Raw genomic sequence first — 14184 nt, forward strand, 5'->3', positions numbered from 1 at the left:
TTGGCGATCGGAATATGTGACGACATATTATTAACCAAAGGTTTTTTTCAACAAAATTAAATTTGAATTTTATGAACATGATCACCAACCTCTTAATGATGCCATCGGCGGAGGGTGCTGTTGAAGCAGTGGCCCAGGCTGATTTGTCTGCAGATGTGACGTTCAACCTGTTAACGGCGAACAACATCTGGATGATGCTGGCAACAGCTCTTGTATTTATTATGCACTTGGGGTTTGCTGGTGTTGAGGCAGGTTTTGGCCAGGCTAAAAACACAGTAAACATTCTTTTCAAAAACACTTTGACACCAATCATCGGTATCATCACTTATTTTATCTGTGGGTTTAACCTTATGTACCCTGGATTTGAGGAGCCAGGATGGTTTGGTTTCGCAGGTTTTGGAATCGGAGATTCAACTACTGCTGATGTAAGTGCCGACTATGCTGGTGCTGGTTACACTTGGTGGACAGACTTCTTGTTCCAGGCGATGTTCGCTGCTACTGCTGCTACTATCGTTTCTGGTGCTGTTGCTGAGCGTATCAAGCTTTCTGCTTACATGATCTTCACTGTTATCTTCGTAGGTCTTGTTTACCCGATCATCGGTAGCTGGAAATGGGGTGGTGGAGCCCTTGATGCTATGGGATTCTATGATTTCGCTGGTTCAACACTAGTTCACTCAGTAGGTGGATGGGGTGCTCTTGCCGGTATTATGATTCTAGGTCCACGTATCGGAAAATATGTTGATGGCAAAGTTATCGACAAGCCGGGTTCATCAGTTCCTTTAGCTGTTATTGGTGTATTCCTACTTTGGTTAGGATGGTTCGGATTCAACGGAGGTTCTGTACTTTCTGCTGATCCTGCTCTAACTTCATTCGTTCTTGTAACCACTTCGCTAGCTGCTTGTGCTGGTGGTCTTGGTGGTTTCTTGATGAGCTATATCGTATTCAAAAGAATGGACCTTGGAATGGTATTGAACGGTATCCTTGCAGGTTTGGTAGGTATCACAGCTGGTGCTGATGTAATCGAGCCTAACTCTGCGCTTATCGTTGGTTTCATTGCTGGTTTGATCGTAGTTCTTTCTGCTATCACTCTTGATAAATTCTTGCTAGATGACGTTGTAGGTGCGGTTTCTGTTCACCTTGTATGCGGTATCTGGGGTACATTGGCTGTAGGTATCTTCTCTAACAACCCTGATCACTCATTCGTTGCTCAGCTTATCGGAGTAGCTGTTTGTGGTGTTGCTGCGTTCGCTAGTGCATTCATCATCTTCTACGTTCTTAAAATGACTATGGGAATCAGAGTCTCTGAAGAGCACGAGAAAGAAGGTCTTGATAGCCACGAGCACGGAATCAGAGGATACACTATCATCACTGAATAATTTTCAATTACTATATCAATTTTAGGTTTCCGGGGCAGGATAGGGCCAGAGGTGCGTCCGACCCGGAAACTTAAATACCAACTTCAAATCTTTAATCAATCAAGAAATGCTTATGAAAACTTTTACAAACATTTTTAGAGGAGCGGTTGTTGCGGCGGTGACTCTATTCTCAATCAGCACTGTATCTGCTCAGGAACTTTCTTTCAGCGGATCAATTGACACTTACTACAGAACTAACCTAAACGCGTCGAATGACGTTGATGCTGATGGATGGATTCATCCTGGAACTTCATTTGCTAACCTTCCGGGTTTCTCTTTGGGTATGGCGAATTTGATCGCTAGCGTAGAAGGAGAAAAGTCAGGATTCGTTGCTGACCTAGTATTTGGTCCTAGAGGTACTGAAGCTGTTTTTGGTTCTGGACCTTCTCAAAACATTGTGAATCAATTGTATGCATATTGGAACGTAAGTGATGGTGTTACTCTTACATTGGGTAACTTCAATACCTTCCTTGGGTACGAAGTAATTTCCCCAACTGGTAACTACAACTACTCTACTTCCTACATGTTCTCTTACGGACCATTCTCTCACTCTGGTTTGAAAGCTGATATTGCTTTGGGAGAAGCTTCTTTGATGTTGGGTGTATTCAATAACACTGATATCACGGATTTCAACTTTACTGACCACTACTATGGAGGTGCTCAATTGGGTATAGGAGGCCAGTACATCAACTTGTTGTTCAGCGACAACTATTTCCAAGCTGACTTCACAGGAGGTCTTGACCTTACTGATGCAGTTTACCTTGGTGTAAACGCTACATTCAACAACGATCTATTTGCTGGTGGTGCGCTTTACCTACAGAATTCATTTTCTGATGACTTCTCTATGGGTTTAAGAGCTGAGTACTTCCAGGACATGGGATTGAACGCAATTACTTATGTTCCAGAAGATGAAAGTGTTATTGATCTGACTCTTTCTGCTAACTATTCTGTAGGAAGCCTAACATTCATTCCGGAATTGAGAGTTGATATGTATTCTCAGGATGTTGTTGTTCCTGAGGCTGGTGAGTCACCACAAGGATCACTTGCATCTTTCTTGGTAGCTGCAGTCTATGCATTCTAAGTTTGACATAAGTCGTCATAAATAATAGATTAAAAAGTCCACCCTTGAGGGTGGACTTTTTTGATTTGTATTATCAATAGAATAAATTGTTTTTTATGAATTTGGTAATGAAATCAAAAAAAATGCACTGAAGATTTATTTTTTTCAGTAAAATTTTGAAAATTACAGAACTATTTTATTCGGGCTTTAGATCCCAACTTAGTCCGTATTCATTTCACAAAATATAAACCTAATAAAATGGCAACAAGCAAGTTGGAGTACATTTGGCTGGATGGTTATAAGCCAACTCAATCACTCAGAAGTAAAACAAAATTAGTTCAAGATTTTAGCGGAAAATTAGAAGACCTTAAAGACTGGTCTTTTGATGGTAGCTCAACAGAACAAGCAGAAGGTGGTTCATCAGATTGTATCATGAGACCAGTTTTCGTATGTCCGGACCCTGCTATCAAAAACGGATGGTTGGTAATGACCGAGGTGTTGAATGCTGATGGTACTGCTCACGAATCTAATGGTCGTGCACTAATCGATGATGAGGATGATGATTTCTGGTTCGGTTTTGAGCAGGAATATTTCATTTGGGATAATGAGACAAACAGACCTATCGGATTCCCTGCAGGTGGATTCCCTGCTCCTCAAGGTCCTTACTACTGCGGTGTTGGTGGCCAGAATGTATTTGGAAGAGAGATCAAAGATGAGCATTTAGAGCTTTGTATCGATGCTGGTCTTGACATTGAAGGTACAAATGGTGAGGTTGCTACTGGTCAGTGGGAATTCCAAATCATGGCTAAAGGTGCTGCATCTGCTGGTGACCAAATCTGGGTTGCTAGATACTTGTTGGAAAGATTGACTGAGAAATATGGTCTTTCTATCAACTATCACCCAAAACCTCTAGGTCAACTTGACTGGAATGGTTCTGGTATGCACGCTAACTTCTCTAATACTTACATTAGAACAGCAGCATCAGAAGAGAAAATCAAGAAAGTATGTGAGGCATTTAGAGGTGTTGTAGACGAGCATATCGCTGTTTACGGAGCTTACAATGATCAGCGTCTAACTGGTAAGCACGAAACTGCTGCTATCACTGATTTCTCTTATGGTGTATCAGATAGAGGTGCTTCTATTCGTATTCCTCTATTCACTAAGAACAATGGATGGAGTGGTTATTTGGAAGACAGAAGACCTGCTTCTAATGCTGATCCATACAAAGTAGCTGCAAGAATTATCAAGACAGTAAAGACTGTTTCTTAAGTTACTGATAGATTGAAATTTAAAAAAGCCAACTCCTGGGAGTTGGCTTTTTCTTTTTCTCAGAATTGAGAATGATTTCTTTAAAGTGGAAGGAGCTTATTGGACCTTACAAATCCTCGCTCATTTTCAGCCTCTATAAGCGTCCATAATTCATCATCTTGAACCAACTTAACCTTATCTCCTGGTTTTGTGCTGACAATCGCTGAAGAGGCGCTGGAGGGTCCTTCCATTATTGTTGTGACTCCATCAGAGATGATTGCTTCCCGGGTTTTGAAAGTATTGTTGATGAGAACGAAAGCAAACCCAGCGAAGATCACTTGCCCCATGATCCATGGTATGGATTTGTATCCCCTGGCACTTTTCAAAAACATTAAAATCAATAAGCAAGCTGATAATCCGAGTAGCCCGGAAATGATCTCTAATCTATAGGTGCTTAAGTGATCTACAAAAAATGCTTCATCTGAAAACTGGTAACCGGATAGCTGATGTTCATCTGCCAGTTCGCGGATTTTTTCCAGCGCTTTGCGATTTGAAGTAGTTCTGTAGTATTGTTCCAGGTAGTAGAGAGCTTCTACCTCATTTCCCAGGCCCTCATTGATAAATGCCATTTTGGCGAGCATCGCTGATGAGGCTTGTCCCTGGTCGAAAATATCCTGATATTGAGATAATGCCTCAGTGTATTTCTGTTTTTCAAAGAGACTGTCAGCTGTATTTAATTGAGCTTCAAGGTCTTTCGATTGACAAAGGAAAGGGGAGAGAAAAAATGTGAAAATTATTATTCTAAAAAACATAAACATGGGTTGTATTTTGAAAATATGCTCTCTATTTTTGCAACCGCAATTTTAACCAAGGCAGGTATAAAAGCCTAGTTAAAAACGGCTAACAAACATAAAAGATTCGCTAGCTCAGCTGGTAGAGCACATCCCTTTTAAGGATGGGGTCCTGGGTTCGAACCCCAGGCGAATCACTCAAAAACCCGAATTCTAGCGAGTTCGGGTTTTTTTTGTGGTTATTTAAAATAGTGTTTTTAGGATGTGGGCCTGGTCTGGATAGCCAGCCCGATCTAACCCCACAACAAAGCCCGATTTTCGTAGAAAATCGGGCTTTTTTTGTTTCTCTAAACCTTCCTTTAGAGAAAATGGAATTCTTATCCATAGCAGGAAAGAGCAGGGTGATCACGGGTGATTTTATAGGTTATTTTACCGGACAATTTTAACAACATGGAAATGACCCAGGAAAATCAAACGGCCGAGCAAGGCGAATTTGAAAGAGAGCCCGTACCCAAATCAGAGCTCAAAGGATGGAAGAGCTTTTTAGGAATGTACGCAGGAGAGCATGCCGCAGGAACTGAGTTCGTTATTGGTCCTTTATTTCTTACAGCAGGTGTAAGTGCTTTTGATCTTATCATCGGGTTGCTACTGGGAAACCTGCTAGCTGTCTTAAGTTGGAGATATCTCACAACCACCATTGCCACAAAATACAGACTTACACTTTACTATCATCTCGAAAAGCTGAGCGGAAGAAAGTTTGTGATCTTCTATAACCTGGCTAATGGTGTGCTTTTCTGTTTCCTTGCAGGTTCGATGATTACTGTTTCAGCTACGGCTGTAGGTATTCCATTTGATATGGAAATGCCCAAGCTATCGGATACTATGCCGAATGGAATGACCTGGATCATTATCGTACTGGCTATCGGTGCCGTGATTTCCATCATTGCAGCAAGGGGGTATCAAACCGTATCCAAGGCAGCCAATTATATGTCGCCAATTATTGTTCTTGGATTCATATTAGGTGGCATCGTTGCGATCAAGCAGCTCGGAGTTCAAAGCTTCTCGGATTTCTGGAATATCTGGGGAGATGGTGGTGAGCCATTCCCGGGACAGATAAAATATACTTTTTGGCATGTGGTTCTGTGGTCCTGGTTCTGCAATGGAGCAATGCATATCGGGATGTCTGATTTGTCTGTGTTAAGGTTTGCTGAAAAGCCTTCTGTAGGCTGGACAACGGCAGCTGGCATGTATGTGGGGCATTACATGGCATGGATAGCTGCAGCTTTATTATATGCGGTATTTCTACAGCACCCTGAAACTCAGGCGAGCCTGGCTATAGGAATAGCTCCTTCGGTGGCTCCTGGGCCGATGGCCTACAATGCCATAGGTTTCTTTGGAATTATTGTAGTGATCCTCGCAGGGTGGACAACGGCAAACCCTACTATTTATAGAGCTGGGCTGGCCTTTCAGGCGATCATGCCAAAGCTTTCAACAAGTAAGGTGACTTTAATTGCAGGTGCCGCTGCAACGATCGCAGGTTTGTTTCCCGCTTTTGCAATGAAATTGCTTGATTTTGTTGCGTTATATGGTTTCATTTTGGCGCCGGTTGGTGCAGTGATCGCTTTTGAGCATTTTTTCAAATCAAAAGACAGGGAATTAGGCTTTAAAGGAGACTTTAACTGGTCGGTGTTTATCGCCTGGGTAGTAAGTTGCGTTACTTTCTATTCGATCTCAGTCGGTTTTGATGTTTTTCTTTCGTTTTTAACCCTACCTACATGGCTGGCTTGTGGTGTTCTTTATTTGATAATTGATAAAGTAAAGGCGAGCTGATAACTAAACCCATAAACCTGATCCGATGATGAGATTACTTTCGTTAGCAATAGTGTTCATTCTTTTTGTTTTTTCATGTACCCCTAAGAAGAAACAAGAAGAAACAGTAATGGAGACCTTTCCTGATGGTACAGAAATTTCGGAATGGTTTCGAGATACCACCTTGGTTGATATTACTTCCCTGGGGAAACAATATGATATCACCGAGTATGGGGCTGTAGCTGGTGATAGCAATGAATTGAACACTGAGGTCATTCAGGGAGTAATTGACCTGGCCGCTGAAAATGGCGGAGGGGTTATAGTGGTGCCAACCGGGACCTTCATGTCAGGAGCCTTGTTCTTCAAGCCAGGAACGCATCTTCATGTGAGTGAGGGCGGTTTGCTAATGGGCTCCAATGACATTTCCAATTATCCAAAGCAACCTTCCCGTATGGAGGGGCAAAATCTTGAATATTTTCCTGCACTGGTCAATGCTTACAGCGTGGATGGTTTTACGATTTCAGGAAAGGGAACGATTGATGGAAATGGTCTGGAATTTTGGAAGGCATTTTGGAAAAGGCGGGAGGAAAATCCGAAATGTACTAACCTGGAAGTGTCAAGACCCAGGCTCGTTTTTATATGGGGCAGTGATGATGTGCAGATACAGGATATAAGGTTGCAAAATTCCGGGTTTTGGACCACTCACTTGTATCAATGTAATAATGTTAAAATTCTGAATGCCTCCATCTTCGCGCCACGAAAGCCGGTCAAGGCCCCAAGCACTGATGCGATTGATTTGGATGTTTGCAGCAATGTATTGATCCGGGGATGTTACATGTCGGTAAATGATGATGCCGTGGCTATGAAGGGTGGGAAAGGCCCGTGGGCAGATGAAGACCCGAATAATGGACCCAATAAAAATATCCTGATCGAAAATAATACCTATGGCTTTTGTCACTCGGTGGTTACCTGCGGTAGTGAGAATATTCATACCAGAAATGTTCTTATGAGAAACTGTACGATTGAAGGGGCTCAAAGAATGATCTTCCTGAAGATGCGACCTGATACCCCTCAGAAGTATGAGTACATCACTCTTGAAAACATATCGGGTGCCGTGAGGACAGGAATCTATATCCGACCGTGGACGCAGTTTTTTGATTTAAAGGGCCGTGAGTCTGCGCCTGTTTCATCTTCGGAAAATATCACTTTTAGAAACATAGATTTGGACTGCGTGAAATTTGCCGAGGTGGGAATAACTGAACATGATCGTCTGGCTAATTTCACCCTGAAGGACATCATTTTCCAATCCGAAAAGGCTACATTAGATACTTCACTCTTTGATGGTATAACTATTCAAAATGTAGCTATAAATGGAGTTGACTGGAAAGGTGGAGCGGTTAATGCTCCCGAAAGCAGCGAGGAGGAATTAAAAGTTTTTGAGTAATTATCTAAAGGGGGCTTAGGTTTACCCACTTCTCGGATATCAGAATCCATTTTCTGCCTTTTATTAGTGCTTTTATTTCCTTTTAGTCAAAATTCCTGATCCAACTTCCTCACGTTTGGCATTGAAACTAAAATAAGGGAATATTGCGTTGCGTTATTTCAATCATTAATAGGTATGATGAAAGGCAGGAAAGCAATCATAACAGGTGTAAGTAAAGGTATAGGGCTGGAAACAGTCAACTTGCTATTGGCAGAAGGCGTGACCGTGGCAGGTTGGGGCCGTACAAAACCGGAGCTCGCCCATGAAAATTTTCACTTCGTGAAAGTGGATGTGAGCAAGTATGAGGAGGTGTTAGCTGCTTATCGCCAAACGGTTGATCTTATAGGGGAGGATATACATATACTGATCAATAATGCAGGCTATGGGGTGATGGGATCCATCGAGGAGATGAGCGTCGAAGACTGGAAGGGCATGTTTGATGTGAATGTGCACGGACTGATGTACTGCACCAAATCTGTTGTGCCAGCTATGAAGCGAATGGATGAGGGCCATATTATTAATGTTGTATCTCTGGCGGGGCTGAACGGCCTGAAAAACATGAGTGGATACGTGGCGACAAAACATGCTGTCACTGGGTTTGGTCACTCGATGATGCTGGAGCTGCGAGACTGGGGGATCAAGGTGACCAATGTTTACCCTGGTAGTGTGAATACCAATTTTTTCGATGATATAGCGGCTATTGAGGCCAATGAAAACATGATGCGACCACAAGACATCGCACAGGCGATCGTCAATGTGATCAATACCCACCCCAATCTCCTGACAGGAGATATAGAACTTCGTCCACTTAGACCTAAAGGAAAGCCGCAGAGATAGATGTCAGTAGTCATCAGTGAATTAACTAAGATTTATGGAGAGCAGCGTGCCGTGGATGCCATCAGCTTTGAGGCGCCAAAGGGCAAGGTGACGGGCTTTTTAGGTCCGAATGGGGCAGGGAAGTCCACTACCATGAAAATGGCGGTTGGGTATGTGGTGCCCACTTCAGGATCGATAACACTCGATGGCGTTTCGGTAACCGAAGACCCATTGGAGGTGAAGAAAATGACGGGATATCTTCCGGAGCATAATCCGCTTTACCTGGATATGTATGTGCGTGAGTTCCTCCGGTTTATAGGCAGTGCCTACGGCCTCAAAGGATCAACGCTTAAACACAGGGTGGAGGAGATGATCGAGACGGTAGGGTTGAATCGTGAAAAGAAAAAGAAAATCGGAGCCCTTTCTAAGGGTTATCGTCAAAGGGTCGGACTGGCCCAGGCTTTGATCCATAACCCATCAGTTCTGATTCTTGATGAACCGACTACCGGGCTGGATCCAAACCAGATCTTAGAAATACGAGAAGTAATCAAAAACATTAGTCAGGATAAGACGGTGATCCTTTCTACACATATTATGCAGGAGGTTGAGGCCATCTGTGATAAAGTGGTGATCATTGATAAGGGACAGATTGTAGCAGATGATCAGCTTACCGTGCTGAAGGAGGGTATGAATGACTCCAATGGGATCATTATCACCTTTGAGCAGGCGGTTGATAGGCAAGTGTTCGTTTCAGGTGGTTTTGAGCCTAAGGAATATGGAGAGAATGCCTACCTCATAGAGTCGGATCGTGATGATCTACGGGCTGCTTTGTTGAAGATCACGTCAGAGAACGACTTACCATTGTTGAGCCTGACCAAAGCACATAAATCTTTAGAGGAAATCTTTCATCGTCTCACCCAAAACCAAAAATCATGATCAGCATTTTTCTGAAAGAGATCAACGAGTTTTTGGATTCACTCATCGCCTATGTGGTGATTGGGGTGTTTTTGGTGGGCATAGGCTTGCTGATGTGGGTGTTTCCCGATACGAACGTTTTGGATTACGGCTATGCGAGCATGGAACCGGTATTTTCATTAGGACCCTATGTTTTCATGTTCCTGATTCCGGCGATTACCATGAAGTCGTTTGCTGAGGAGAAACGCAATGGGACCCTGGAGCTATTGTACACCTTGCCGTTCCGGGAGATTGATGTGATCATGGGGAAATTTCTGGCAGGCTATTTCCTTGTGTTATTCTCAGTCCTCCCTACACTGGTCTATTATTTTTCCCTTTTTCAGCTAGGTAACCCGGCCGGAAACCTTGACACACCGGGGATCATGGGGTCGTATATAGGTTTATTATTGTTGGGCGGAGTGTTTACCGCTGTTGGGATTCTTTCCTCTGCATTGACGGGTAATCAAATCGTATCATTTATCCTTTCCGCATTTCTCTGCTTCCTGTTATATGCAGGTTTTGATTCGCTGGCGGGTATCAATATCTGGGCGGATTGGTCTTACCTGATCTCGGAGCTCGGGATAATGGCTCACTATTCTTCGATGAGTAAAGGATTGATTGATTTGGTTGACTTGGCCTATTTCATCGGTGCCATCGCTATTGTATTAATGTTCACAAAACTGATTCTGGGACTAAAGAAATGATCAACTGGAAAAGTCACCGGCTTCACTTATTGCTCCAATTGGTGCTGACACTGGCATTGGTATGGTTAGCATTTCAGTTGGCTGACCGATTTAGGGTAAGGGTGGATATGACCGAAGAAGACCGATTTAGCCTGACCGATCAAACGAAGAATTTATTGAATCGTCTGGATGAGGATGTTTACGTGGATGTCTATTTGGGAGGAGAGCTTCCTTCAAATTTCCTACGATTCCAAAAGTCTATAAGAGAAACCCTGGAAGAGTTTTCCATCTATGCTGCCACGACCATTAACTATCGCTTCATCGATCCTTCCGTGGCCAAAAGTACTCAGGCAAGAAATCGCTACTACCAGGATCTCATCAATCGTGGATTGCAACCGACCAACCTCAGTTATTCGAAAGATGGTCAAAATTCGCAGAAATGGGTTTTCCCAGGCGTGATCTTGTCATACAGGGGTAGAGAGACAGCAATCAATTTATTGAAAGGGAACCGTACCTCCAGTCCGGATGAGATGATCAATCAGGCCATTGAGGGAATTGAGTATGAACTGGCGAGTGGCATTATTCAGCTATCTGAGCTGAGGAGAAAAAAGGTAGGATTGGTTGTTGGGCACAATGAACCTGATACTACTCAGCTGGCAGGATTTACGAACCTGATCTTATCCAAGTATGATCTTTACCGGCTAAACCTTCCTGAAAAAAATACGGCGATCACAGGTTATGATCTGCTGGTAGTCGCCAAGCCCACTACCGGATTTTCAGACCGGGAGAAATTTCTTCTTGATCAATATGTGATGAAAGGTGGAAAGTTGCTTTTCTTCCTGGATGCCTTGAGTGTCAACATGGATAGTGCCTCAGGAGATGGAACGGTAGCTATTCCATACCAGACTAATCTAACGGACCTACTTTTTAAATATGGAGTCCGCATCAATCAGGACTACGTAACAGACCTTAACTGTGGGGACTTTCCAATTGTAGCGGGGAACATTGGAAATCAGCCTCAGATCAGGATGTTGCCTTGGCCGTATTTTCCGGTGATCACCAATTATGGAACGCACCCGGCAGTAAGAAATCTGGATGCGGTTATGATGCGTTTTACTTCTTCCATGGATACCGTTAAGGCCATGGGCATCAAGAAAACGCCTTTGCTTTTGACTTCTGCTCACACCAAGGTGATCGGTGCACCCATACAAGTGAGCTTTAATGATCTTAAGTCAGATCTTTTGCCTGATAAATTTCAAGCAGGGCCCAAGGTGCTAGGTTATTTGCTTGAGGGACCATTCACCTCCCTTTATAAAAACAAGTTTCCTCCAAGGGGCTTCGATCGCAATAAGATGATCGATGAAGGAACTGCTACCAAAATAGTAGTGCTGTCAGATGGTGATTTGATCCGAAATGAATTAAGTCTGGAAGACGGGACACCATTGTCATTAGGTGTTGAACCATACAGCCAGGCCAGATATGCCAATGAAGACCTCATTCTGAATCTGGTCGATTATCTGATGGATGAGGAGGGGATTATCCAGTCGCGAACCAAAGAGATCAAGATACGACCATTGGATAAAGTGAGGGTAAAAGAGGAACGACTTAAGTGGCAACTTATCAATCTGGTGGCGCCAGTGCTGTTACTATTGGTGTTTGGTGTTGTGAAAATGTTTGTGAGGAAAAGCAAAAACAAATTCTGATGGAGAAAAAGAATAAACTGCTTTTGACCTTGATCATGGTGGTCGTAGCGATCAACCTGGGTTTGTTTCTTGTGCCGAAGAAAGGCTCCTCAGTTTCTTTTGACGAGCGCATGTTTGTGCTTCCTGATACCGCATCTGTTGATCAAATATCTTTTGTTGGGGAAAATGAATATTCATTAACAGAATCCAATGGGCGATGGTTGGTCAATGAGGATAATCCAGTCGATGAAGGTTTGATGCGTTTGCTCATGTCCATCATGCAGCGGGTGAGAGTAAAGCGACCTGTGGCTGAGGTGTCACAGGAAGGAGTGAAGGTGATTTTTGGAAATAATGATGCGAACTCTTTTGTCGTAAGCGGAAATGCTACCCGCACCAAGACCTACTTCACTCAGGGAGGAAAGAGCTATGAGGTTGAAATCCCGGGTTACAGAGATTACCTGGCCAGCATTTTTGAGCTGCATCCTGACCAGTGGAGGGATCGTCTGGTGTTAGATGAGAGCTGGAGAACGATTCAGGAATTAAAGCTGGATTATGTCGAGGGGGATGATAGGGGCTTTGATATTCGGTTCAATGATGAGTTTTTCGTGGTAGAAAATGTCAGTCCAATAGATTCTTCAGGGGTGGTGGAGTACCTCAACCAGTTCCAATACTTGCAGGCTAATGAAAGAATTAGTGTTGGGAGGTTTCCAAAATATGATACACTCGCAAAGGCTACTCCATTGGCGTTGCTATCCATTGAGTCCATCAATTCCCTTGAAACCATGACTTACAAAATTTATGAAAAACTTCCGGGAGAAGGGTTTCATCTCGTCGTGGGACCCGATGGGGAAATGCTGATTTTTGATCAGCGGAGGGTATCTCAAATCCTTCGCAAACGTGATGATTTTAAACTCTCTGAGTGAGTTTACTTCAAGGGCTGATTTATCAAAATTTGTTCTTAAATTTGGCACCCAAATCTAACTTGATAAAAGGACCATCTTGAAATCATTTTTTGAATTCCATGTGGCCTTGCGTCGTCAAAAAACATACACATGAAATTTATTGTTTCTTCATCATACCTACTGAAACAGCTTTCCGCAATCAACGGCGTGATCACTACCAACCCTGTTGTGCCTATTCTTGAAAATTTTTTGTTCGAGATCAATGAAGGTACGTTGACCATTACTGCGTCTGATTTGCAGACGAGTATGATTACTGAAATGGAGGTGGAAGCCAAGGAGGATGGTAGTATCGCGATCCCGGCGAAGATCCTGATGGAGACGTTAAGAAACCTTCCTGAGCAGCCAGTGACCTTTACGATTGACTCAGATACTTACAGCATCGAGATCAATTCGGATAATGGTCGTTATAAGCTGTCAGGAGAGAATGCAACAGACTTCCCTAAGATCCCGTCGGTATCTGATGGATATTCAGTGAATATTTCTTCAGGTGTATTAGCGCAGGCAATCAACAATACGATCTTCGCGACAAGCAATGATGAGCTTCGTCCGGCGATGACGGGTGTATATATCAAGTTAGACGAAACGAATACAACATTTGTAGCCACGGATAGTCACCGATTGATCCGATACAGAAGGGTAGATGTGGCTGCTGACATGGGGCACAGTATGATCATCCCTCGAAAAGCTTTAACGTTGTTGAAATCAACGTTGCCATCTGAGAATACCAATGTGAATGTTGAGTTCAATGCTTCAAACGCCTTCTTCAACTTTAACAGCGTGAAGATGATCTGTCGTTTGATCGACGAGCGATTCCCTGATTATGAAAATGTGATCCCGGTGGACAATGACAACACTATGGTGATCAATAAAGGAGCGTTGTTAAGCTCTTTGAAAAGGATCGCGATCTATGCAAACAAAACCACTCACCAGGTAAGATTAAAAATTACCGGAAGTGAACTGATGATCTCGGCCGAAGACCTTGACTTCTCTAACGAAGCGAATGAGCGACTATCTTGTGAGCATGACGGGGAGGATATCGAAATCGGGTTCAACGCGAAATTTTTGATCGAGATGCTTTCTAACCTCGAAGGAGACGATCTTACCTTGAAGTTGAGCGCTCCAAACAGAGCGGGTATCATCACTCCAAATGATAAAGATGAAAACGAAGATATTCTGATGCTGGTAATGCCGGTAATGTTGAATAACTACGTTTAATTGAGATAAACTAAAGACCTAATAAAAAGCCCGAAATCGTAAGATTTCGGGCTTTTTTGGTTTTTC

At 43.2% G+C, this 14184-nt stretch carries 12 protein-coding genes and 1 tRNA gene; 12 read left to right on the forward strand and 1 reads right to left on the reverse strand.

All coding sequences use genetic code 11. The features are described from left to right. Positions 1–71 precede the first annotated feature (71 nt). The 3 genes from NXR94_RS16585 (at position 72) to NXR94_RS16595 (ending at position 3744) form a co-directional block, all read left to right on the forward strand. On the forward strand, positions 72–1376 hold the full coding sequence (locus NXR94_RS16585) for an ammonium transporter (RefSeq protein ID WP_374988011.1): 1305 nt from the start codon (positions 72–74) through the stop codon (positions 1374–1376). Positions 1377–1488: 112 nt separating this feature from the next. Beyond that, positions 1489–2496 carry a porin gene (locus NXR94_RS16590; protein WP_258105799.1) on the forward strand — a complete coding sequence of 336 codons (1008 nt, stop codon included), beginning with the start codon at positions 1489–1491 and terminating at the stop codon, positions 2494–2496. A 237-nt stretch (positions 2497–2733) separates the two neighbouring features. Beyond that, positions 2734–3744 carry a glutamine synthetase beta-grasp domain-containing protein gene (locus NXR94_RS16595; protein WP_258105800.1) on the forward strand — a complete coding sequence of 337 codons (1011 nt, stop codon included), beginning with the start codon at positions 2734–2736 and terminating at the stop codon, positions 3742–3744. Positions 3745–3824: 80 nt separating this feature from the next. Here the strand turns inward: NXR94_RS16595 and NXR94_RS16600 are convergent, their stop codons facing one another. Further along, on the reverse strand, positions 3825–4535 hold the full coding sequence (locus NXR94_RS16600; RefSeq protein ID WP_258105801.1) for a lipopolysaccharide assembly protein LapB: 711 nt from the start codon (positions 4533–4535) through the stop codon (positions 3825–3827). A gap of 103 nt (positions 4536–4638) precedes the next feature. Here NXR94_RS16600 and NXR94_RS16605 point away from each other — a divergent pair. The 9 genes from NXR94_RS16605 (at position 4639) to dnaN (ending at position 14118) form a co-directional block, all read left to right on the forward strand. Next, positions 4639–4711 (forward strand) — tRNA-Lys (locus NXR94_RS16605). Between the two features lie 259 nt (positions 4712–4970). Then, positions 4971–6344: a cytosine permease gene (locus NXR94_RS16610; protein WP_258105802.1), complete on the forward strand. Its 1374-nt coding sequence runs from the start codon at positions 4971–4973 to the stop codon at positions 6342–6344. Positions 6345–6369: 25 nt separating this feature from the next. Then, on the forward strand, positions 6370–7767 hold the full coding sequence (locus NXR94_RS16615; protein WP_308706283.1) for a glycosyl hydrolase family 28 protein: 1398 nt from the start codon (positions 6370–6372) through the stop codon (positions 7765–7767). A gap of 174 nt (positions 7768–7941) precedes the next feature. Next, positions 7942–8643 carry an SDR family oxidoreductase gene (locus NXR94_RS16620; RefSeq protein ID WP_258105803.1) on the forward strand — a complete coding sequence of 234 codons (702 nt, stop codon included), beginning with the start codon at positions 7942–7944 and terminating at the stop codon, positions 8641–8643. Continuing rightward, the gene (gldA, locus tag NXR94_RS16625) at positions 8644–9558 is read left to right on the forward strand and encodes a gliding motility-associated ABC transporter ATP-binding subunit GldA (protein WP_258105804.1); all 915 of its coding nucleotides are present in this window, start codon (positions 8644–8646) and stop codon (positions 9556–9558) included. Then, positions 9555–10280: a gliding motility-associated ABC transporter permease subunit GldF gene (gene gldF, locus NXR94_RS16630; protein ID WP_258105805.1), complete on the forward strand. Its 726-nt coding sequence runs from the start codon at positions 9555–9557 to the stop codon at positions 10278–10280. Before gldA ends, gldF begins: the two co-directional genes overlap by 4 nt. Further along, complete coding sequence (gene gldG, locus NXR94_RS16635) at positions 10277–11962, forward strand: gliding motility-associated ABC transporter substrate-binding protein GldG (protein ID WP_258105806.1); 1686 nt, start codon at positions 10277–10279, stop codon at positions 11960–11962. Before gldF ends, gldG begins: the two co-directional genes overlap by 4 nt. Beyond that, on the forward strand, positions 11962–12864 hold the full coding sequence (locus tag NXR94_RS16640; RefSeq protein WP_258105807.1) for a hypothetical protein: 903 nt from the start codon (positions 11962–11964) through the stop codon (positions 12862–12864). The genes gldG and NXR94_RS16640 overlap by 1 nt, the downstream gene beginning before the upstream one ends. A 129-nt stretch (positions 12865–12993) precedes the next feature. After that, positions 12994–14118, forward strand: coding sequence for a DNA polymerase III subunit beta (dnaN, locus tag NXR94_RS16645; protein ID WP_258105808.1), 1125 nt, complete (start codon positions 12994–12996; stop codon positions 14116–14118). Positions 14119–14184: the final 66 nt, after the last annotated feature.

It is taken from the genome of Marinoscillum sp. MHG1-6 (genome assembly GCF_024714475.1).
GTDB lineage: Bacteria > Bacteroidota > Bacteroidia > Cytophagales > Cyclobacteriaceae > JAMZMI01.